Source organism: Streptomyces sp. NPDC047853, from assembly GCF_043204535.1.
Taxonomy (GTDB): Bacteria; Actinomycetota; Actinomycetes; order Streptomycetales; family Streptomycetaceae; genus Streptomyces.
On the sequence record NZ_JBIDCI010000018.1, the window covers coordinates 75,261 to 95,304 of the forward strand.

20 protein-coding genes are annotated in these 20,044 nt (G+C 73.1%); 10 read left to right on the forward strand and 10 right to left on the reverse strand.

Annotated elements, in window-relative coordinates; genetic code table 11:
* Nucleotides 1–184: 184 nt before the first annotated feature.
* From ACGF5T_RS28480 to ACGF5T_RS28490, 3 genes are all read right to left on the reverse strand, one after another.
* On the reverse strand, nucleotides 185–1,123 hold the full coding sequence (locus ACGF5T_RS28480) for an SCO1860 family LAETG-anchored protein (RefSeq protein WP_361016168.1): 939 nt from the start codon (nucleotides 1,121–1,123) through the stop codon (nucleotides 185–187).
* A gap of 185 nt (nucleotides 1,124–1,308) precedes the next feature.
* A complete protein-coding gene (locus tag ACGF5T_RS28485; protein WP_361016166.1) occupies nucleotides 1,309–2,400 on the reverse strand; it encodes an amidohydrolase family protein in 1,092 nt (363 codons plus the stop codon).
* 43 nt (nucleotides 2,401–2,443) lie between these two features.
* A complete protein-coding gene (locus ACGF5T_RS28490; protein WP_356607726.1) occupies nucleotides 2,444–2,935 on the reverse strand; it encodes a hypothetical protein in 492 nt (163 codons plus the stop codon).
* A gap of 168 nt (nucleotides 2,936–3,103) precedes the next feature.
* On the opposite strand from ACGF5T_RS28490, the gene ACGF5T_RS28495 reads away from it, so the two are divergent.
* The 5 genes from ACGF5T_RS28495 (at nucleotide 3,104) to thpD (ending at nucleotide 7,861) form a co-directional block, all read left to right on the forward strand.
* Nucleotides 3,104–4,234: an aminotransferase class V-fold PLP-dependent enzyme gene (locus ACGF5T_RS28495; protein WP_356608151.1), complete on the forward strand. Its 1,131-nt coding sequence runs from the start codon at nucleotides 3,104–3,106 to the stop codon at nucleotides 4,232–4,234.
* Nucleotides 4,235–4,561: 327 nt separating this feature from the next.
* Nucleotides 4,562–5,080, forward strand: coding sequence for a diaminobutyrate acetyltransferase (gene ectA, locus ACGF5T_RS28500; RefSeq protein ID WP_356607728.1), 519 nt, complete (start codon nucleotides 4,562–4,564; stop codon nucleotides 5,078–5,080).
* 118 nt (nucleotides 5,081–5,198) lie between these two features.
* The gene (gene ectB, locus ACGF5T_RS28505) at nucleotides 5,199–6,470 is read left to right on the forward strand and encodes a diaminobutyrate--2-oxoglutarate transaminase (protein WP_356607730.1); all 1,272 of its coding nucleotides are present in this window, start codon (nucleotides 5,199–5,201) and stop codon (nucleotides 6,468–6,470) included.
* Nucleotides 6,471–6,556: 86 nt separating this feature from the next.
* Nucleotides 6,557–6,955: an ectoine synthase gene (locus tag ACGF5T_RS28510; protein WP_356607732.1), complete on the forward strand. Its 399-nt coding sequence runs from the start codon at nucleotides 6,557–6,559 to the stop codon at nucleotides 6,953–6,955.
* Nucleotides 6,956–6,961: 6 nt separating this feature from the next.
* A complete protein-coding gene (gene thpD, locus ACGF5T_RS28515; RefSeq protein WP_356607734.1) occupies nucleotides 6,962–7,861 on the forward strand; it encodes an ectoine hydroxylase in 900 nt (299 codons plus the stop codon).
* Between the two features lie 135 nt (nucleotides 7,862–7,996).
* Here the strand turns inward: thpD and ACGF5T_RS28520 are convergent, their stop codons facing one another.
* The 5 genes from ACGF5T_RS28520 to ACGF5T_RS28540 all read right to left on the reverse strand — a co-directional run bounded on the left by ACGF5T_RS28520 (nucleotide 7,997) and on the right by ACGF5T_RS28540 (nucleotide 12,722).
* Nucleotides 7,997–9,103 (reverse strand): aminotransferase class V-fold PLP-dependent enzyme, encoded by a 1,107-nt coding sequence (locus tag ACGF5T_RS28520; RefSeq protein ID WP_366766266.1) that lies wholly within the window; start codon nucleotides 9,101–9,103, stop codon nucleotides 7,997–7,999.
* 61 nt (nucleotides 9,104–9,164) lie between these two features.
* On the reverse strand, nucleotides 9,165–9,878 hold the full coding sequence (locus ACGF5T_RS28525) for a DsbA family oxidoreductase (protein ID WP_361016159.1): 714 nt from the start codon (nucleotides 9,876–9,878) through the stop codon (nucleotides 9,165–9,167).
* 75 nt (nucleotides 9,879–9,953) lie between these two features.
* Complete coding sequence (locus tag ACGF5T_RS28530) at nucleotides 9,954–10,457, reverse strand: GNAT family N-acetyltransferase (RefSeq protein ID WP_366766265.1); 504 nt, start codon at nucleotides 10,455–10,457, stop codon at nucleotides 9,954–9,956.
* A 36-nt stretch (nucleotides 10,458–10,493) separates the two neighbouring features.
* On the reverse strand, nucleotides 10,494–11,102 hold the full coding sequence (locus ACGF5T_RS28535) for a DUF1349 domain-containing protein (RefSeq protein ID WP_356607741.1): 609 nt from the start codon (nucleotides 11,100–11,102) through the stop codon (nucleotides 10,494–10,496).
* Nucleotides 11,103–11,192: 90 nt separating this feature from the next.
* A complete protein-coding gene (locus ACGF5T_RS28540) occupies nucleotides 11,193–12,722 on the reverse strand; it encodes an aldehyde dehydrogenase (NADP(+)) (protein ID WP_366766264.1) in 1,530 nt (509 codons plus the stop codon).
* A 113-nt stretch (nucleotides 12,723–12,835) separates the two neighbouring features.
* On the opposite strand from ACGF5T_RS28540, the gene ACGF5T_RS28545 reads away from it, so the two are divergent.
* From ACGF5T_RS28545 to ACGF5T_RS28565, 5 genes are all read left to right on the forward strand, one after another.
* The gene (locus ACGF5T_RS28545) at nucleotides 12,836–13,609 is read left to right on the forward strand and encodes an IclR family transcriptional regulator (RefSeq protein ID WP_053128744.1); all 774 of its coding nucleotides are present in this window, start codon (nucleotides 12,836–12,838) and stop codon (nucleotides 13,607–13,609) included.
* 3 nt (nucleotides 13,610–13,612) lie between these two features.
* On the forward strand, nucleotides 13,613–14,083 hold the full coding sequence (locus ACGF5T_RS28550; RefSeq protein ID WP_356607746.1) for a GNAT family N-acetyltransferase: 471 nt from the start codon (nucleotides 13,613–13,615) through the stop codon (nucleotides 14,081–14,083).
* Between the two features lie 92 nt (nucleotides 14,084–14,175).
* Nucleotides 14,176–15,630 (forward strand): penicillin-binding transpeptidase domain-containing protein, encoded by a 1,455-nt coding sequence (locus tag ACGF5T_RS28555; RefSeq protein WP_366766263.1) that lies wholly within the window; start codon nucleotides 14,176–14,178, stop codon nucleotides 15,628–15,630.
* 139 nt (nucleotides 15,631–15,769) lie between these two features.
* Nucleotides 15,770–16,336 carry a SigE family RNA polymerase sigma factor gene (locus ACGF5T_RS28560; RefSeq protein ID WP_356607750.1) on the forward strand — a complete coding sequence of 189 codons (567 nt, stop codon included), beginning with the start codon at nucleotides 15,770–15,772 and terminating at the stop codon, nucleotides 16,334–16,336.
* Nucleotides 16,333–17,190 (forward strand): hypothetical protein, encoded by an 858-nt coding sequence (locus tag ACGF5T_RS28565; protein ID WP_366766262.1) that lies wholly within the window; start codon nucleotides 16,333–16,335, stop codon nucleotides 17,188–17,190. The genes ACGF5T_RS28560 and ACGF5T_RS28565 overlap by 4 nt, the downstream gene beginning before the upstream one ends.
* A 296-nt stretch (nucleotides 17,191–17,486) precedes the next feature.
* Here ACGF5T_RS28565 and ACGF5T_RS28570 read toward each other — a convergent pair whose 3' ends face one another.
* Nucleotides 17,487–18,614 (reverse strand): pectinesterase family protein, encoded by a 1,128-nt coding sequence (locus ACGF5T_RS28570; RefSeq protein ID WP_366766261.1) that lies wholly within the window; start codon nucleotides 18,612–18,614, stop codon nucleotides 17,487–17,489.
* Nucleotides 18,615–18,708: 94 nt separating this feature from the next.
* On the reverse strand, nucleotides 18,709–20,043 hold the full coding sequence (locus ACGF5T_RS28575; protein WP_361016148.1) for a polysaccharide lyase family 1 protein: 1,335 nt from the start codon (nucleotides 20,041–20,043) through the stop codon (nucleotides 18,709–18,711).
* Nucleotide 20,044 lies beyond the last annotated feature (1 nt).

The window sequence follows — 20,044 nt, forward strand, 5'->3', positions numbered from 1 at the left end:
GACCCCGAAGGACGGCACCGCCGCGCCCCACGTGCGCGGCGGTGCCGCCCGGCCCGGAGGTGCGGCGTGCACGGCACGGCGGTCTCCACGGCAAGGCGGTCTCCACCGCACGGAGGGGGGCACCCCCCGGCGTACGGCCCGCCCCCTCGCCCTCACCCCCGCCCGCGGTCACCCGCCCGGACGGTCACCCGCGCCGGCGCCGGGCCAGCAGCAGGGAGCCGCCGCCCGCCAGGACCAGGGCCGCTGCCCCGGCGGCGAGGTACGGGGTCGCCGAACTGCCCCCCGTCTCGGCGAGGTCGGCCTCGGCGCGGGCGCCCTGGGGCCGGACCTCGGCGGCCGGTTCGGCCTCCTGCTCGGCGGGGGGCTCGTCGGCCTTCGCCGGAGGCTGCTCGGCTTCCGGGGCCGCCGGGGACTCACAGGTCGCCTTCGCCAGGGTCAGGGTGCCGTCGACCTCCGCGACGTTCAGGTCCAGCGGGTCGACGGACACCTTGAGTTCGAGCGCGGTGGCGGCGGCCGTACGGGAGGTGGTCTCCGTCCGGGACAGGTCGAGCCGCACCTCGCCGACACCGGGGACCTCGACCTCCGTCGTCCCGCCGGTGGTCAGGGTGACCTTCTTGCCGAGGACCGTGACCGGGCCCAGCAGGTTCGCGTCGGCGACCGGCTTCTTCCCGGCCTCGCACGTCGCGGTGGAGGTGACCTGCTCGACCTCGACCACCGACAGCAGCGGCAGGCCCGGGACGTGGAGCCGTGCGCGGGCGAGGTTCGCGCGGCCCTCGCTCTTCGCCGCGGTCGCCGTCGCCGCGGACTCGGCCACGTCGGCCCGCAGGACGCTGAAGGCCCTGCCCCCGTCGACGCCGTCCAGCCGCGCGGTCAGCGCGGTCTTCCGGGCCGTCTCGGGCGCGTGCACCTCGTTGAGGGTGACCGCGAGCGGGACGTTCACGGTCTTGTTGAGCAGGGACACGTCCAGCCCGGTACGCAGGACGGTGGCGCTCGCGCGGCCGTGGTCGCCGGTCGCCTGTGCGGTGCCCGCGCCGGCCAGGGCCGCGGGACCGGCGGCCAGGACCGTGGCCGCCGCGACGGTGACGAGACGGCGTGCGGGCATGCGGAAGGTGTTGCCGTTCAAGGTGGTGGGACCCCCAGTGAGACATGCGTGCGGGACACGCATGAGCGACATGCTCGGGACCCGCACAGAATGTCCTCGCGCCCGCCCGACCGTCAGCGATCCCGGGGCACTTCACCCCTTCGTGGGGTTTCCGCCCGCGCTTTCGAATCCTCCGGCACGGGTGTTCCCCGCGTCACCCCGGACGGCTAACCGACCACCCGTCCGTTCAGCACCACCCGGCGCGGAGCGGCGAGCACGCGCACGTCCGCGCGCGGGTCCTCGTCGAACACCACCAGGTCCGCCGGCGCGCCCTCCTCCAGGCCGGGACGTCCGAGCCAGCGCCGGGCGGCCCAGGTCGTCGCGGCGAGGGCCTCCACGGGCGGGATGCCGGCCGTCACCAGCTCGGCGACCTCCGCGGCGGCCAGACCGTGGGCCAGGGCCCCTCCCGCGTCGGTGCCGACGAAGACCGGGACACCGGCGTCGTAGGCGCTCCGCACGGTGTCGTAGCGGCGCTCGTGGAGCCTGCGCATGTGGGAGGACCAGCGGGGGAACCGGGACTCGCCGCCGTCCGCGAGCGCCGGGAAGGTGGCGATGTTGACCAGGGTCGGCACGATGGCGACGCCCCGCTCGGCGAAGAGGGGGATCGTGTCGTCGGTCAGGCCCGTGGCGTGCTCGACGCAGTCGATGCCGGCCTCGACGAGGTCGCGCAGCGAGTCCTCGGCGAAGCAGTGGGCGGTGACGCGGGCGCCCAGGCGGTGGGCCTCCGCGATCGCCGCCTCCACGGCGCCGCGCGGCCAGCAGGCGGACAGGTCGCCGAGGTCGCGGTCGATCCAGTCGCCGACCAGCTTCACCCAGCCGTCGCCGCGCCGGGCCTCCTGCGCGACGTACGCCACCAGGTCCTCGGGCTCGACCTCCCAGGCGTAGTTGCGGATGTAGCGCCGGGTGCGGGCGATGTGCCGGCCGGCCCGGATGATCTTCGGGAGGTCCTCGCGGTCGTCGATCCAGCGGGTGTCGGAGGGCGAACCCGCGTCACGGATGAGGAGGGTGCCCGCCTCCCGGTCGGTCAGCGCCTGCTTCTCGGCGACGTCCTCGGGGACGGCGCCGTGCCGGTCGAGGCCGACGTGGCAGTGGGCGTCGACCAGGCCGGGCAGCGTCCAGCCCGTGACGGTGCGGACGTCGGCCGCACCCGCGGGACGGTCGTAGGAGATCCGGCCGTCGACCACCCACACCTCGTCGCGGACCTCCTCCGGCCCGACCAGCACCCGACCCTTCACGTGCAGCACCGTGCGATCGCTCATGTCCCGCACCCTAGACCGGTGCGGCGGGGTGTTCGAAGGCCGGTCACCGGGCGGCCGCGCGGGCCTGCCGCCCGGCCGCCCGCCGGGCGGCGACCGCGCCCGCCACGGCGGTCAGGGCGAGCACGGCGGCCCCGGGGTTGGCGTAGCCGGGGATGTCGGCGGAGTCGTAGCCGCCGCCGTCCGTGGTCTCGCAACGGAAGCGCAGGGGCAGCAGGGAGGCGTCGTAGTCGATCACCCGCTCGGACAGCTCCTGGGACACACCGGTGCGGCAGGGCCGCATCGGCGAGGAGCCCGTGCCCCCGTCCTCCGCCTCCATCACCGCGAAGCCCACACACAGCGCGCCCCAGGCGTACAGCAGGACGGCACCCGCGCCGGCGACCCCGGCGACGGCACGCCAGGGCGCGCCCGCCCCGGGCCGCCCGGGAGCCGCGGGACGGGCCGCGGGGTAGGGGCGGCGCCCGAACGTGTCGGCGTTTCGGCCGAGGACGACAGCCGTCACCACGGCGATGGCCACGAGCAGCAACAGAACGGACACGAGGCCGAGTTCATCAGGCCGACGATCGTTCCGGCTGTGGCGGAAGCCACAATTCCGGGCGTGAGGGTGTCGCAACGGAAACCCTCCGCGCGAGTGGTGACGCGGGCCATGGTTACTCTCGACTCCGTACGCGCCGTACACCTGCCCGTTACCGAAGAGAGCACCGCCGTGACCCACCCCTTCCTGGACCTCGCCCCGCTGAGCGCCGGCCGTTTCGCCGCGATCGAGGACCGGGTGGCGCGCCTGCTCGGCACCGGACAGGACGTCGTGATCATGCAGGGCGAGGCGCTGCTGCCGCTGGAGGGCGCGATCCGCGCCGCCGCCGGGCCGGGCACCGTCGCGCTGAACATCATCACGGGGCCGTACGGGCAGACCTTCGGGAACTGGCTGCGGGACTGCGGCGCGACCGTGCACGACCTCGCCGTGCCGTTCCACACGGCCGTCTCCGCCGAGCAGGTCCGCCGGGCCTTCGCCGAGCACCCGGAGATCGACTTCGTGTCCCTGGTGCACGCGGAGGCGGCGACCGGGAACACCAACCCGGTCGCGGAGATCGGCGAGGCGGTGCGGGAGCAGGGCGCGCTGTTCTACCTGGACGCCGTGGCCTCGGTGGGCGCCGAGCCGGTGCTGCCGGACGCGTGGGGCGTGGACCTGTGCGTCATCGGCGCGCAGAAGGCGATGGGCGGTCCGGCCGGCGTGTCGGCGGTGTCGGTGAGCGAGCGGGCCTGGGCGCGGATGGCGGCGAACCCGCACGCCCCGCGCCGGTCGTACCTCTCCCTGCTGGACTGGAAGGAGCGCTGGATCGACGGCGGGCGCAAGGCGCTGCTGCACGCTCCGGCGCAGTTGGAGATGCTCGCGCTGGAGGCGTGTGTGGAGCGCATCGAGGCGGAGGGCCCGGAGACGGTGAGGGCGCGGCACGCCTCGGCCGCGGCGGCCACCCGCGCCGGTGCGCTCGCGCTGGGGGGCGGCCTGGAGCCGTACGTGCACGAGGCGAGGGACGCGGCGCCGGTCGCGACGACGCTGCGGGTGCCGGCGGGCACCGACGCGTCGGAGCTGGTGGCCCGTGCCCTGGCCTCCGACCCCACGCTGCCGCTGGCCGCGGGCGGGGGCGCGCTGGCGAAGGAGATGGTCCGGGTCAACCACTACGGCCCGGACGCGACGCCCGGGGCCGTGCAGGGCTGCCTGGCGGCACTGGGTGCCGCGCTGGCCGAGGGCGGGGTCGGGACGGACCTGGGTGCGGCCCGGCGCGCCGCCGAGTCCGCCTGGGAGGCGCGGAGCGGCGCAGGCCTTTTCGGGGCGTGAATTCGCGGAATTTGCCGAAGTCATCAAAAGCGAATTCGGCAATTCTTCGGAGTACAGCCATCCGTGTTCTTCTGCCCGCTTTCCCCGAGCCTAAACTCTAAGATTTCGATAAGTTCGAGACCGGCATTTCGGACACGCGTCGCACAGGTTACATGATTGTGACCCGTTACACATGCTGACCGATTCGCGCCGTTCGTCCAGGTCAAATCATCCCAAAGTGTCGCCGTTTCGCGCGGTGGCACGCGCCCGCGTGATATCACACGACACGTGCATGCGTAACCCCGTCCGGCGATGCAATTTCGATTTTCGCTGGGTAATTTCATTTGCATGACTGCCGCGCAAGCAGACCTGCAAATCGATCGTCCGAGAGTGGCCGACGGCGCCGCCCTGTGGCGGATAGCCAAGGACTCGAAGGTCCTCGACGTGAACTCGTCCTACAGCTATCTGCTCTGGTGCCGTGACTTCGCGGCGACCTCGGCGGTCGCCCGCGACGGGCACGGCGTGCCGGTCGGCTTCGTGACCGGCTACGTGCGGCCCGACCAGCCGGACACGCTGCTCGTGTGGCAGGTGGCGGTGGACGAGGCGTACCGTGGTCGGAAGCTGGCGGCTTCGATGCTCGACGGGCTTGCCGCCCGGACCCTCGCGGAGTGCGGGACGACGACCGTGGAGACCACCATCTCCCCCGACAACACCGCTTCCCAGCGGCTGTTCACCTCGTTCGCCGAGCGCCACGGCGCCCCGCTGGAGCGCGAAGTCCTCTTCGACACGGACGCGTTCCCCGACGGGCCGCACGAGCCCGAGGTCCTGTACCGCATAGGCCCCCTCGGCGGCCCGGCCCGCGGCTGACCGCCCGGCGGGCGCCCTCGCCGCCCGGCCCCCAGACTTCCCGGCCCGGACCGCACCGGTCCCACCGGATCCGTACGACCTTCCTCTCCCACCCTCACCCCACGAGGAGCGATTCGTCGTGACCATCACCCAGCCCGACCTCAGTGTCTTCGAAACCGTCGAATCCGAGGTGCGCAGCTACTGCCGCGGCTGGCCCACCATCTTCGACCGTGCGGTCGGCAGCCGCATGTACGACGAGGACGGCCACGAGTACCTGGACTTCTTCGCCGGAGCGGGCTCGCTCAACTACGGGCACAACAACGCCGTACTGAAACGCGCGCTCATCGACTACCTGGAGCGGGACGGCGTCACGCACGGTCTCGACATGTCGACGACGGCCAAGCGCCGCTTCCTGGAGACGTTCCAGAACACGATCCTGCGCCCGCGCGACCTGCCGTACAAGGTCATGTTCCCGGGCCCGACGGGCACCAACGCCGTGGAGGCCGCGCTGAAGCTGGCGCGCAAGGTGAAGGGGCGCGAGTCGATCGTGTCCTTCACCAACGCCTTCCACGGCATGTCGCTCGGCTCGCTCGCCGTGACCGGCAACGCCTTCAAGCGGGCCGGCGCCGGCATCCCGCTGGTGCACGGCACGCCGATGCCGTTCGACAACTACTTCGACGGCACCGTCGAGGACTTCCTGTGGTTCGAGCGGCTCCTGGAGGACCAGGGCTCCGGGCTCAACAAGCCGGCCGCCGTGATCGTGGAGACCGTGCAGGGCGAGGGTGGCATCAACGTCGCCCGGCCCGAGTGGCTGCGCGCCCTGTCCGAGCTGTGCGAGCGCCAGGACATGCTGCTCATCGTGGACGACATCCAGATGGGCTGCGGCCGTACCGGCGCCTTCTTCTCCTTCGAGGAGGCGGGCATCACGCCGGACATCGTCACCGTCTCCAAGTCGATCAGCGGCTACGGCCTGCCCATGTCGCTCTGCCTGTTCAAGCCGGAACTGGACGTCTGGGAGCCGGGCGAGCACAACGGCACCTTCCGCGGCAACAACCCCGCCTTCGTGACGGCGACCGCCACGCTGGAGGCGTACTGGGCCGACGGGTCGGCGATGGAGAAGCAGACCCGTACCCGCGGTGAGCAGGTCGAGCAGCACATGATCGCCATCACCGAGGAGAACCTCGCCGACGTCAAGGAGTACCGCGGCCGCGGCCTGGTCTGGGGCCTGGAGTTCCACGACAAGGACCGCGCGGGCCGGATCGCCAAGCGCGCCTTCGAGCTGGGGCTGCTCATCGAGACGTCCGGCCCCGAGAGCGAGGTCGTCAAACTGCTGCCCGCGCTGACCATCACGCCCGACGAGCTGGACGAGGGCATGAAGACCCTCGCCCGCGCGGTGCGCGAGACCGCCTGACACCCCCACCTTCCGGCGCCTTCGACCGCGCGGCCGAAGGCGCCGGGGACCCTGCACACCCTTCACCTAGGAGGCATCGCAACACCGTGATCGTCCGTTCGTTCAAGGAGATCGAAGGCACCGACCGGCACGTGAAGTCGGCGTCCGGCACCTGGGAGAGCAAGCGCATCGTCCTCGCCAAGGAGAAGGTCGGCTTCTCCGTGCACGAGACGATCCTCTACGCGGGTACGGAGACGTCGATGTGGTACGCGAACCACATCGAGGCCGTCGTCTGCACCCAGGGCGACGCCGAGTTGACCGACCGCGAGACGGGGAAGACGTACCACATCACCCCGGGCACGATGTACCTCCTCGACGGCCACGAGCGGCACACGCTCAAGGTCAAGGAGGACTTCCACTGCATCTGTGTCTTCAACCCGCCCGTGACCGGACGGGAGGACCACGACGAGAACGGCGTCTACCCGCTGCTCACCGAGGAGGTGTGAGTCATCGTGACCATCACGACCACGAACATCACCGATCTCTACCCCACCCGCGGCGCCACCGAGGTGGCCACCCCCCGCAAGGACCCGGTCGTCTGGGGCTCCCCGGACACGCCCGGTCCCGTCTCGGCCGGTGAGCTCCAGTCCCTGGACCGCGACGGCTTCCTGGCCGTCGACCAGCTCATCGGGCCGGACGAGGTCGCCAGGTACGCGCGGGAGCTGGAGCGGCTCACCTCCGACCCGGCCATCCGCGCGGACGAGCGCTCCATCGTGGAGCCGCAGTCCAAGGAGATCCGGTCCGTCTTCGAGGTGCACAGGATCAGCGAGGTCTTCGCCGAGCTGGTGCGCGACGAGCGCGTGGTCGGGCGGGCCCGGCAGATCCTCGGCTCGGACGTCTACGTCCACCAGTCCCGGATCAACGTCAAGCCGGGCTTCGGGGCCAGCGGTTTCTACTGGCACTCGGACTTCGAGACCTGGCACGCCGAGGACGGCCTGCCGAACATGCGGACGATCTCGGTCTCGATCGCGCTCACCGAGAACTACGACACCAACGGCGGTCTCATGATCATGCCGGGGTCGCACAAGACGTTCCTCGGGTGCGCGGGGGCCACGCCGAAGGACAACTACAAGAAGTCCCTGCAGATGCAGGACGCGGGGACGCCGTCCGACGAGGCGCTGACCAAGATGGCGTCGGAGTACGGCATCAAGCTGTTCACCGGCAAGGCCGGCTCGGCGACCTGGTTCGACTGCAACTGCATGCACGGTTCGGGCGACAACATCACGCCCTTCCCGCGCAGCAACGTGTTCATCGTGTTCAACAGCGTGGAGAACACGGCCGTCGAGCCGTTCGCGGCGCCCATCCGGCGCCCGGACTTCATCGGCGCGCGGGACTTCACTCCGGTGAGGTGACCCGCATCTGATCCCGGGCAGGGGCCTCTTCGTGTGGGACGGGAGGCCCCTGCCCGATGCGTGTCCCGGGCCGGCTGTCCCGTCGCGGGAGACCCGGCCCGGGTCTCCCGTTCCGGCGCTCGCGGTCCCGCCGTCTCAGTCCGCCAGTACGTCGAGCAACCGGTCGACGTCCGCCGGCGTGTTGTACACGTGGAAGGCGGCCCGCAGGTTGCCCGCCCGGTCCGAGACCTGGATCCCCGCCCGGCCCAACTCGCCCTGTCGACGGCCGAGTCCGGGCACGGACACGATCGCGGAACCGGGCGCGGGCACCGGCGCGTGGCCCAGGGAGGCCAGCCCCGCGCGGAACCGGTCGGCGAGGGCCGTGTCGTGGGCGTGCACGGCGTCCACGCCGAGTTCCTCGATCAGGGCCAGTGAGTGCCGGGCACCCGCGTACGAGAACAGGGCGGGACTCTCGTCGAAGCGCCGTGCGGAGTGCGCGAGTTCCGCGACGGGGCCGTAGCAGCTGTCCCAGGGACGCTCCCCGGACGCCCACCCGGCGAACAGCGGCGTCAGCCCGGCAGCCTCGCCCAGGTCCTCGGGTACGACGAGGAAGGTGACGCCGCGCGGGCAGAGCAGCCACTTGAAGGCGACCCCGGTCACGAAGTCGAACTCCCCCGCGGCCTGCGGCAGCCACCCGCTGGACTGCGAGACGTCGATCAGGGTCCGCGCCCCGTGCGCCCGGGCGGCGTCCCGCAGCGCCGTCAGGTCGGCGATCCGGCCGTCGGCCGACTGGACGGAGCTGACCGCCACGAGCGCGGTGTCCGGCCCCACCGACTCGGCGATCCGCTCCAGCGGCACACCGCGCACCTTCAGGTCCCCGCGCATGTGGAAGGGGTTGACCAGGGAGCTGAAGTCGCCCTCCGCCGTGAGGACTTCGGCGCCCGCGGGCAGCGAGGCGGCGACGAGCCCACTGAACGTGGCGACCGACGCCCCGGCCGCGACCCGCCTCGCGGGCACCCCCACGAGCCGGGCGAAGACGGACCGGGACGCCTCGACGTCGGCGAACATGTCGAGCGGCTGCCCCTGGGCCGCGGACACCGCCGCGTCACCCATCGCGGCGAGGGCCCGGGCGGGGAGCAGACCGGTGCCGGCGGTGTTCAGATACGTGGTCTTCGGGTCGAACTCGGCTCGGACGACATTCTCGAAGCGGTTCTCGAAGCTCTCCATGGCACCACTGTGCGGCCACGGGACCTCCCCGTCCATTGCGTCTTTCTACGCCGTTTCTCCAAGCAATGCTTATGGGTAGGGCGCCACCTGGGGTTCTTCAGTCCCGGGGGACCGCGCACCCGTCCGGACCGCACGCCTCGGCGTCGCCGTCGCCGATCGGCTCCAGGGACGTGCGCTCGCCCCACGCCTGCGTCAGCGCCCGGGCGAAGACCTCCGCGGGCTGGGCACCGGAGACGCCGTACGCCCGGTCGAGCACGAAGAACGGCACGCCGGTGGCGCCGAACCGCGCGGCCTCGCGCTCGTCGGCGCGCACCTCCTCGGCGTAGGCGGCGGGGTCGGCGAGCACCGCGCGGGCGGCGTCCGCGTCCAGTCCCACGGCGACGGCCAGCTCCACCAGCCGCTCGTCGTCGGCGAAGACGGACCGCTCCTCGGCGAAGTTGGCGCGGTAGAACGCGTCCAGCAGCGCCTCCTGGCGCCCGTGCTCCTTGGCCAGGTGCAGCAGCCGGTGCATGTCGAAGGTGCTGCCGTGGTCCCGGTCCCGGGTGCGGTAGTCCAGGCCCTCGGCGGCGGCCTGCGCGCCGAGGTTGTCCTCACCGGCCCGCGCCTGCGCCTCGCTCATGCCGTACTTGGCGGTGAGCATCGTCAGCACCGGCTGGACGTCGTCCTTGGCCCGCCCGGGGTCCAGTTCGAACGACCGGTGCACCACCTCGACCCCGTCGCGGTGCGGGAAGGCCGCGAGCGCCTTCTCGAAGCGGGCCTTGCCCACGTAGCACCACGGGCAGGCGATGTCGCTCCAGATCTCGACGCGCATGTCTCGGCTCTTCTCCAGGTCGTACGGGTACGGAGGCCCTCTCCGCCGTGTACGTGAACGTTCAAGCAGCGGACCTCATTCCCCGTCCACGTCGAAGCGCAGGAACAGGTGGTGGTCGCCGTCACCCGGGGGCCTGTCCGGGTCGGGGACCCAGCCCTGGCGGCCGTAGAAGGCCCGGGCGCGCCGGTTGCCGGCGTGCACGTCCAGGACGGCCGTCCGCCTGCCGTCGGCGCGCCACTGCTCCACGCAGGCGGTGTGCAGGGCGGTGCCGATGCCCGACCGCCAGCGGCCGGGGTCGACGTGGAACTGGAACAGCTTCACCGTGTCCGCCGGTCCGTCCGCCGGCACCCGGAAGGAGGCGATGCCGACGAGGCCGCCCCCCGCCACGGCGCCCAGCACCTGCCCGTCGGCCCGCAGGGCGGCCCCGCGCCAGGCGGCGACCCAGTCGGTCCCGTCGTCGGGGAGCCCGTCCGGGTAGTACGTCGCCCGGGCCCGGGCGTGCAGGGCGGCCACGGTCTCGGCCTCGGCGGAGAGGACGGTGCGGATCACCGGGCCGGCGGACAGGTGTTCGTCGATCATGCACGGGAGGACGTGGAGCCGTGCGCTCCGGTTGCCTCAGCTGCCGTCGCGCAGGTCGGCCGGCCACCCCGGGCGCAGTTCCAGACGGTCGTACGTCACCACGCACCCCTCCCCCGTCGGCGCCTGGGCGAGGAAGCCGACCAGGGCCGCGCCCGTCTCCTCCTCGTCCCCCAGCGTGAACAGCCGGACGAACGTCCAGCGTTCGCCGTCGACGGAGGCGTGGAAGGCGAAGGCCCGCCCGGACCGGCTGACCCGCAGCCACACCGTGTTCCCGTCCACCGGGAAGGAGTTGCAGTCGTCGGAGTGCCCGCGGGTGACCACCGTGCAGACGGTGGGCACGTCCGGGGAGTACTCCAGGCACAGCTTGGCCCAGGCCCGCTCACCGACGTGGACGTAGAGCACCCCGGCGTCGAAGGCGCCCTGGAAGCCGACGGTGACGCGGGCGATCAGCTGGAAGTCGCCGTCGGGAGCGCCGAGCAGCCGGGGTGCGTCGGAGGCGGGCTCCAGCCCCTCACCGGTCGGCGGCACGAAGCGGTCCTGCCTCGCCCCGGCCCTCCCGGTGAGGACACCGTCCTCGTAGGACCAGGCGCCGTCGGGGCCGTACGGGCGCAGCGGGAAGGGCAGTTCGGGGAGTTCGAGAAGCATGGTGCGATCCTCTCAGGCCCGGGGACGCGCCCCGGGCGCGGGCTGCGACGACGAGCGGCCGCGCCCGCACGGGGCGCGGCCGGGTGGCGTCTACCGCTCCAGGACGCCGTTGAACCTGCGGGGGAGCCCCAGCGGGTTGTCGTCCCGCAGTTCGGGCGGCAGCAGCGCCTCGGGCGTCCCCTGGTAGGCGACCGGCCGCAGCCACCGCTCGATCGCGGTCCCGCCCACCGACGTGGACGTCGACGTCGTGGCCGGGTACGGGCCCCCGTGGTGCTGGGCCGCCGCCACGGCGACACCCGTGGGCCAGCCGTTCACCAGCACCCGCCCCGCGAGCGGTGTCACCTCGGCGAGCAGCTCGGCCCCCCGGCCCTCGCCCGCCGCCTCCTCGGCGGAGAGCTGCACGGTCGCCGTGAGGTTGCCCGGCAGCCGGGACAGCACGCCCCGCACCTCGGTCTCGTCCTCGTAGCGCACCACCACGGTGACCGGCCCGAAGCACTCCTCCAGCAGCAGGTCGTGCGCGCCCTCCTCGGTCAGCCGCCCGGCCGGCACGGTCAGGAACCCGGCGCTGACGGTGTGCTCGCCGCCCGCGCCCGGCGTCACCGGGGAGTCCACGTCGGGCAGCGCGGCGCGCTCGGCGACCCCGGCGACGAAGTTGTCCCGCATGCGGTGGTCGAGCAGCACACCGGCGTCGGTGTCGCTGACGGCGTCCGTGAGCGACTTGACCAGGCCGTCACCGGCGGCGCCCGCCGGTACCAGGACCAGGCCGGGCTTCACGCAGAACTGGCCGACGCCCAGCGTCATCGAGCCGGCCAGCCCCGCGCCGATCGCCTCCGCCCGCTCGGCCGCCGCCGCCTCCGTGACCACGACCGGGTTCAGCGAACCCAGCTCGCCGTGGAAGGGGATCGGGACCGGACGCGCCGCCGCCGCGTCGAACAGCGCGCGGCCGCCCCGGATGGACCCGGTGAAGCCCGCACCGGCGACCAGCGGGTGCTTGATCAGCTCGATCCCGGCCTCGAAGCCGTGCACCAGGCCGACGACGCCCGCGGGGATGCCGTGCCGGGCCGCGGCCCCGCGCAGCACCCTGGCGACCAGCTCGGACAGGGCCGGGTGGTCCGGGTGGGCCTTGACGACGACCGGGCAGCCCGCGGCGAGCGCGCTCGCGGTGTCGCCGCCGGGGACGGAGAAGGCGAAGGGGAAGTTGGAGGCCGAGTAGACGGCGACGACGCCGAGGGGCACCTTGTAGCGGCGCAGGTCCGGGATGGGCGGGGTGGCCGTGTCGTCGGGGTGGTTGACGACGACCCCGAGGAACTCGCCCTCGTCGACGATGTCGGCGAAGGCCCGCAGCTGGTAGCAGGTGCGGGCGAGTTCCCCGGTCAGCCGGACCGGGCCGAGCGCGGTCTCGGCGTCGGCCACCTCGACGAGGGTGCTCTCGGCCGCCTTCAGCTCGTCGGCGGCGGTGCGCAGGAAGGCCGCGCGGACGGTGCGCTCGGCGAGGGCCGCGCGCGTCGCGTGGGCGGCGCGGACGGTGGAGTCCACCTCCTGGGCCGTGGCCTCCACCGCGACCTGTTCACGCTGCTTCCCGGTACGGGGGTCGACACTCCAGACTGGTGCTGCTGCCACCGAGGGTCCCTCCACGTGCTCTGCAACGGACTCGTTCGATATGCTGAACGCTGTCTCTGATGATGAATATGCTGTTGGAGACTATTTCCCGCCGAACGAAGGGGTCAAGGGCGATGTCGGCTGGCGAGACGGGGGGCGGAGCGCAGGTCAAGTCCGCCGTGCGGACGGTTGAACTGCTCGAGTACTTCGCCGGACGCCCCGGCATGCACTCCCTCGCGTCGGTCCAGGAGGCCGTCGGGTATCCCAAGTCCAGCCTCTACATGCTGCTGCGCACGCTCGTGGAGCTGGGCTGGGTGGAGACGGACGCGACGGGCACGCGGTACGGCATCGGTGTGCGGGCGCTGCTGGTCGGCACCTCGTACATCGACGGCGACGAGGTGGTGGCGGCGGCGCGGCCGACGCTGGACCGGCTCTCCGACGACACGACGGAGACCATCCACCTCGCGCGCCTCGACGGCACGAACGTCGTCTACCTGGCCACCCGTCAGTCGCAGCACTACCTGCGGCCGTTCACCCGGGTCGGCCGCCGGCTGCCCGCGCACTCGACCTCCCTCGGCAAGGCCCTGCTGAGCACCTACGGCGACGAGCAGGTCCGCAAGATGCTGCCCGAGACGCTGCCCGCGCTGACCGAGCACACCATCACCGACCGGGAGAAGCTCATCGAGGAGCTGCACCAGGTGCGGGAGCAGGGCTTCGCGGTGGACCGCGAGGAGAACACGCTGGGGCTGCGCTGCTTCGGCGTCGCGGTCCCCTACCGGACCCCGGCGCGGGACGCGATCAGCTGCTCGGTGCCGGTGGCGAGGCTGACGCCCGCGCACGAACAGATGGTCAAGGACGCGCTGTTCGACGCACGGGACCGGCTGACGCTGGCCACGCGTAGGCTCTGAACCATGCACATCGCACTGCGCGCGGTCCACGACAGTGATCTGCCCGTCTTCTTCCGGCAGATGAACGACCCGGAGGCCCTGCGCATGGCGGCCTTCACCCCCGCCGACCCGGCCGACCGGGACGCCTTCGACGAGCACTGGCGCAAGATCAGGGCCTCGTCCGACATCGTGCGGACCATCCTGGGCGACGGTGACGTCGTCGGCAGCGCCGCGGTGTACGGCGAGCCGGGCGAGCGCGAGGTGACCTACTGGATCGACCGGGCGTACTGGGGGCGGGGGGTGGCCACGGCGGCGCTGCGGGCCCTCCTCGCGGAGGTGCGGGACCGCCCGCTGTACGCGCGGGCGGCGGCCGACAACACCGGGTCGCGGCGCGTGCTGGAGAAGTGCGGCTTCGAGACGAGCGCCCGGGCCCGCGGGTTCGCCCCGGCGCGCGGCGAGGTGATCGACGAGGTCGTGCTGCACCTCGCCGAGTGACCCGGCGCCGGTGAGGCCGGGTTCATGAACGGACGATGAGAAATCGGGCGCACGGGAACGTTTCCCCCCGGCCCGCTCGTCCTGCTGGCGGGATGAACAAGACGATCAGGCGCGCCTCGGTCTTCACGCTGCTCCTGGTGTTCGCTCTGCTGGTCAGGGCGACCTGGGTGCAGTTCTACGACGGCCGGGCGCTCGCGGACAGCAAGGACAACCGGCGCAACGCGATCGAGACGTACGCGGAGCCGCTGGGGAACATCATCGTGGCCGGCCGGTCCGTCACCGGCTCGGCGCCGACGGAGGGGAGCGACCTCGCGTACAAGCGCACGTACGAGGACGGAAAGCTCTACGCGGCGGTGACGGGCTACGCCTCGCAGGCGTACGCGCCGACGCAGTTGGAGGGCATCTACCAGGACGTGCTCAACGGCACCGACCCGCGGCTGAGGACCGTGATGGACACCGTCACCGGCAAGCGCGCCGAGCCGGGGAACGTGGTCACGACCATCGACCCGGCCGTGCAGAAGGCCGGGTTCGACGCCCTGGGCGAGACGAAGGGCGCCGCGGTCGCGATCGACCCGAGGACGGGCGAGATCCTGTCGGTCGTGTCGACCCCCTCGTACGACCCGACGTCGCTCACCGACGCCAACACGGCTGGCGAGGCGTGGCAGGAGCTCACCGAGGACCCGGACAAGCCGCTGACCAACCGCGCGCTGCGCCAGCCGCTGCCGCCTGGCTCCACGTTCAAGCTGGTGGTGGCGGCCGCCGCGCTGGAGAACGGGCTGTACGGGTCGGTGGACGAGAGGACCGACAGCCCGGACCCCTACCGGCTGCCGGGCACCACGACGGACCTGTCCAACGAGAACCCGGACGCTCCCTGCGAGAACGCCACGATCCGCACCGCGCTGCAGTACTCCTGCAACAACGTCTTCGCGAAGATGGCCGTCGACCTCGGCCAGGACGAGGTGCGGGCCATGGCGGAGAAGTTCGGGTTCAACGACACGTCGCAGGACGTGCCGGTCCGGGCGTACACCAGCGTGTTCCCGAAGGACATGAACAGCTCGTCGACCGCCCTGACGGGCATCGGCCAGTTCGACGTGACGGCGACCCCGCTCCAGATGGCGATGGTCTCCGCGGCCCTCGCAGGCGGCGGCGAGCTGGTCTCCCCGCACATGGTGTCGCAGGTCACCGACAGCGGCGGCGACGTCCTGGAGGACCACTCCGACGCGGACTCCCGGCGGATCGTCGACACCGACACCGCCGAACAGCTCCAGTCGGCCATGCGGACCGTCGTCGAGGAGGGCACGGGATCGAACGCGCGGATCCCCGGGGCGACGGTCGGCGGCAAGACGGGTACCGCCCAGCACGGCGAGAAGAACAGCAAGACGCCGTACGCCTGGTTCACCTCCTACGCCAAGTCCGACTCCTCGGACGAGGAGGTCGCCGTGGCGGTCGTCGTCGAGCAGTCCGACGCGGCCCGCTCCGAGGTCAGCGGCAACGGTCTGGCGGCCCCGGTGGCCAAGGCGATGATGGAGGCGGCGCTCAAGGACTAGCACCGCCCGGCGGGTTCGGTCCCTCACACGGCGTTCGACGCACCGACCGTACGGTGCGTCGGACGCTGCTACAGTCCGGACTCCGGCCCGGCGCACGGTTGTTCGACGCCGGGGCAGCCGCCGCGAGGAGGGTCCGCCCGTGGGCACAGTCGTCGACGACGCCGCCTCCGCGGAGTTCCACGCCTTCTTCGAACGCCACTACGCCGAACTCTCCCGGCTCGCCCACCTGCTGACGGGCGAGCCGGACGCCGCCGACGACCTCGCGGCGGACGCCCTGCTCGCCCTGTGGCACCGCTGGGACCGGGTCCGCGCGGCCGACCACCCGGTGGCGTACGCGCGCGGGGTCGTCGCCAACCTCGCCCGCACCCGCATCCGCACCGCCGTGCGCGAGCGCAGACGCGTCGCGCTCTTCTGGGCGCAGCGCGAGGAGCGGACCGAGAACCCGGACGTCGCGGGCGTGGTGGACGTGCAGGAGGCGCTGCGCCGGCTGCCGTTCCGCAAGCGGGCGTGCGTGGTGCTGCGGCACGCCTTCGACCTCTCCGAGAAGGAGACGGCGCTGGCCCTGGGGGTCTCGGTGGGTACGGTGAAGAGCCAGACGTCGAAGGGCGTGGCCGAGTTGCAGCGGTTGCTCGACACGCGGGCGGCTCCGGGGCAGGTGCAGGCGGCGTTCGCGCGCAGCGGTGGGGCCGCGGGGAGGAACCGATGACCGGGCGGCGGGACGTGGACGAGGAGCTGCGCTCCCGGCTGCGCGAGGCGGCCGGGGCGCACCGGCCCGACCGGGCGCGCATCCTGGCCCGGGTCGAGCGCGGCAGGGCGGGCGGGGAGCGTCCCGGTCCCCACCGGGCGACGCGTGCGCCGCTGCCGGGCTGGGCGCGGGTGGCCGGTGCGGCGGCCGCGGTGGCCGGGGTCCTCGCGGTCGGCGGGTACGCGGTCGCGTCGGCGGTGAAGGACGACGCTCCCGCGCAGCGCTCGGTGGCCACCTCGCCGACGCCGGCGCCCAGCCCGTCGCCGGACGCCGCCGCGAGCGACGCGCCCGTCCCGCCCACCGGTCCGACGCCGAGCGGCCCCTCCGGATCGAGGGCCCCGGACTCCCCCGCGCCCCCGCGGCCGCCGGCCGCCACCGCGACGGCGACGGCCCGCCCGCCCGCGTCCGCCGCCGTGGACGGACCGCTGTGGTCGGACGGCTCGGTGGACCCGCACAGCAACGACTTCTGGGCGCAGAGCAACCTCACCCTGAGGACGGACGTGCCCCTGACCGCGCTCACCGTCGAGCTGCGGGTCGCGCAGACCGGCGGGGTCGCCTCCACCGGCGCCTGGCGGACGCTGCCGGAGGAGGACTTCACCTTCACGGTCGACGAGCGGGACGGTTTCCTCGTCCACCGGTGGACGCTCGAGCGGGGCCGGACGGTCCCGGCGGGCGAGTGGATGTTCGCCGGGCAGTACCACCACGAGCGCGGCGGCCGGGACGCGCGCGGCGACCGCTACACCGTGACGGCCGCCGCCGGCTCCGAAGGGCTCTCGGTGGAGGGCGACTTCGCGACCGGCGACGGCGGCTCCTGACGGCGACGGGTGACGGCAGCGGCGGGTGGCTACGGGCGGAGGACGGCGGGCGGCGACTCGCGGAAAAAACCTCGCGCGGCACGGCAACCTTCTCCCTCCCCGGTGGCGACCAGGAAGCGCAACGACCTCACCCGCGCGGACCGACCGTCCGAGCGCCCCTGGTCCGCCGGCCCGCCCCCCGGGCCGGTCGCGTGCCGTCCGAGCCCTTACTCGGCCGGCCGCCGAACGCCTCCGCCGGTGACGACCGGCGGGGGCGTTCCTCTGGGCGCGGGTGCCTCCGGGACACGTCGGACGGGTCAGCGGTGCCGGGTGTACGGCCGCCAGTCGCCGAGGTAGGCCTCCCGGGTGTGCGAGGCGGCCTCGGCGCGGGTGAGCTGGGGCCGGTTCTCCGGGACGGTCACCGCGGCGCCGGGACCGGTGTTGCGGTACTCGCGGAACCGCTGCTGCTGCCAGGGGTACGTCTCCCGCATGTCGGCGTAGGGCGCGACCGCGTCGATGCCCGCACCGAGGCGGGTCTCGCGCACGGTGAGCATCGGCCGGGCGGTGACGTCGGAGCTGGGCACCCAGGGGCGGGCCAGCTTGTAGTAGCCGTCGGGTGCCTCGCTGCCGACGCTGCCGTGCGTCACCAGGTAGCCGCGCGGGTTGGCGCCCGCCGTGGACGGCGCGAACACGAAGCCGTGCGGGGCGCCGGGCAGGTCGGTGCGGAGCAGGGTGCGGAAGTGGCAGTGTTCGAACACGGCCGTGGCCCGCCCGAAGACGAAGTCGACGTCACCCTCGACGTGGCAGTGGGCGTAGTACTGGCGGGCGAAGTGGCCGAGGTCGCGGCTGTCGGCGTAGAGGGTGTCCTGGTGGCCGAGGAAGCGGCAGTGGTGGAAGGCCGTGCGGTCGCCCATGGCCTTGAGGGCGACGGCCTGGGTGCCGGTCCAGCCGGGGTGGTCGGCGCGCAGCCAGTCGTTGGCGAAGGTGATCCAGCGGGCGGTGAAGCCGTCGGCCCGCACGGTGGTGGTGGCCGAGCCGCTGGTGCCGTAGGTGCCGGAGCCGTCCGGCTTGGGGGTGCCGGCGGCGTTGTCGAAGACGATGACGACGTCCCGCGCGTCCCGCGAGGCGCCGATCCAGGTCGCCCCGGTGCGGTCGGCGTCCACGGAGACCGTCTCGCGGTAGGTGCCGGGGGCGAGGACCAGCGTCCAGCCGTCGCCCCGGGCCGCGTCCACGGCGGCCTGTACGGAGGTGAAGTCGCCGCGGCCGTGCGGGTCGACGTACAGGGTCCGCGGGGTGCGGCGGGCGGCCGGGGAGCCGTACCGGCCGAAGGGACGCGGGCCCGGCCGGGGGCCGGCGGCGGCGGGGGCGGCCGTGGCGCCCAGGGCGGCGACCGCGCCGGCGGTGGTCAGGAGGAAGCCTCTGCGGGACGGGGCGGCTCGGTGCATGCGGTGCTCCTCGCGGTGCGGGGGGGGTGGGAGGGCCGGGGCGGTGCGGGCGCCCCGGCCCGGTTCGGGGCGGCGTCGGCGCGGGCGGGCCGCGTCAGCGCAGGCGGCCCGCACCCGCTCCGTGGTCGACGACGAGGGGGACCGCCCAGGCCGGGAGGACCTGGGTGCGCAGGGTGGGCGTCCAGCCCGCGCCGGACCGGAGGGTCTCGGCGGGGATCTCCGCGTTGTGCACGGCGATCAGGTCGACGCCGCGGCCGTTGACGCGATTGTGCGCCGCGGTGACCGGCGCCTCGCTCCACTTCTTCAGCACCTTCGCCGGGCTGACGCCCTCCGGCAGGGTGAAGGCGTTGTGCTCGGCGACGAGCTGGGACTCCTTGCCGATGCCGAAGCTGTAGGCGTAGTCCTCGCCGGCCACGAAGTGGTTGTTGTAGACGTCGACCTGACCGAAGCGGACCCGCGGCGCGCGCTCCACCAGGTCCTTGAACAGGTTGTGGTGGAAGGTCGTCCTCAGGTGCCCACGGTCACCGACGGCGGTGGACTCGCTGTCGCTGTTGCCGATCAGGATCGTCTTGTCGTGCTCGGTGAAGACGTTCCAGGAGGCGGTGACGTGGTCGGCGCCGCGCACGATGTCCAGCTGGCCGTCGTGCTGCTGGTACAGCATGCCGAAGTGGGTGGGCGCCGCGCTGTCGGGGTGCTCGCCGTCGGTGAAGGTGTTGTGGTCCAGCCAGACGTGGGTGGAGCCGTACACGACGGCGCTGTCGTACTCGGAGTTCCAGTTGCCCTGGTCGCCGTCGGTGGGGTCCCACTGCGGGAAGCAGTCGACGGGGCTCTCGAAGGTGAGGTTGCGGACGATGACGTTGTCCACGCCCTTGATCTGGAGGCTGGCGCCCTTGATGCCGGCGTCGCGGCCGACGCCGATGATCGTGGTGTTGGCGGGGACGTTCGCCTTGATCGCCTGGTCCTGCCGGGCGGCGGAGGCGCGGCGCAGGCCCTCGGGGCTGCCGTCGGGCTCGGCGCTGAGGTCGGTGTCCAGGCCCCACACCTCGGGGGCGTACTTCTCCAGGTAGGCGTCGAAGTCGTAGCCGGGCGCGGCGAAGGCCTCGCAGCCCTCGGAGACCGCGTCGACCGTGCCCTTCACCTTGATGATCCTCGGCGCGGTGCCCTCGACGGCGAGGGCGGCCTTGAAGGCGGCCCAGGTGGTGACGGTGTACACGCGCTCCGGGGCGGCGTCGGACCCACCGGTGGTACCGGTGCCGTGGGAGGCCCAGCCGTCGTTGGCCGGCAGGGTCTGGCGGGCGGTGTCGCGCGGGTGGTGGTGGCCGGGGCGCGCCTGTGCGGTGGCGGCGGTCAGGGTCAGCACCAGGGCGGTGCAGCCGGCCAGCGCGACGGCTCTTCGGGTGGCATGCCCATGCCATGCGGACGTGTTCATG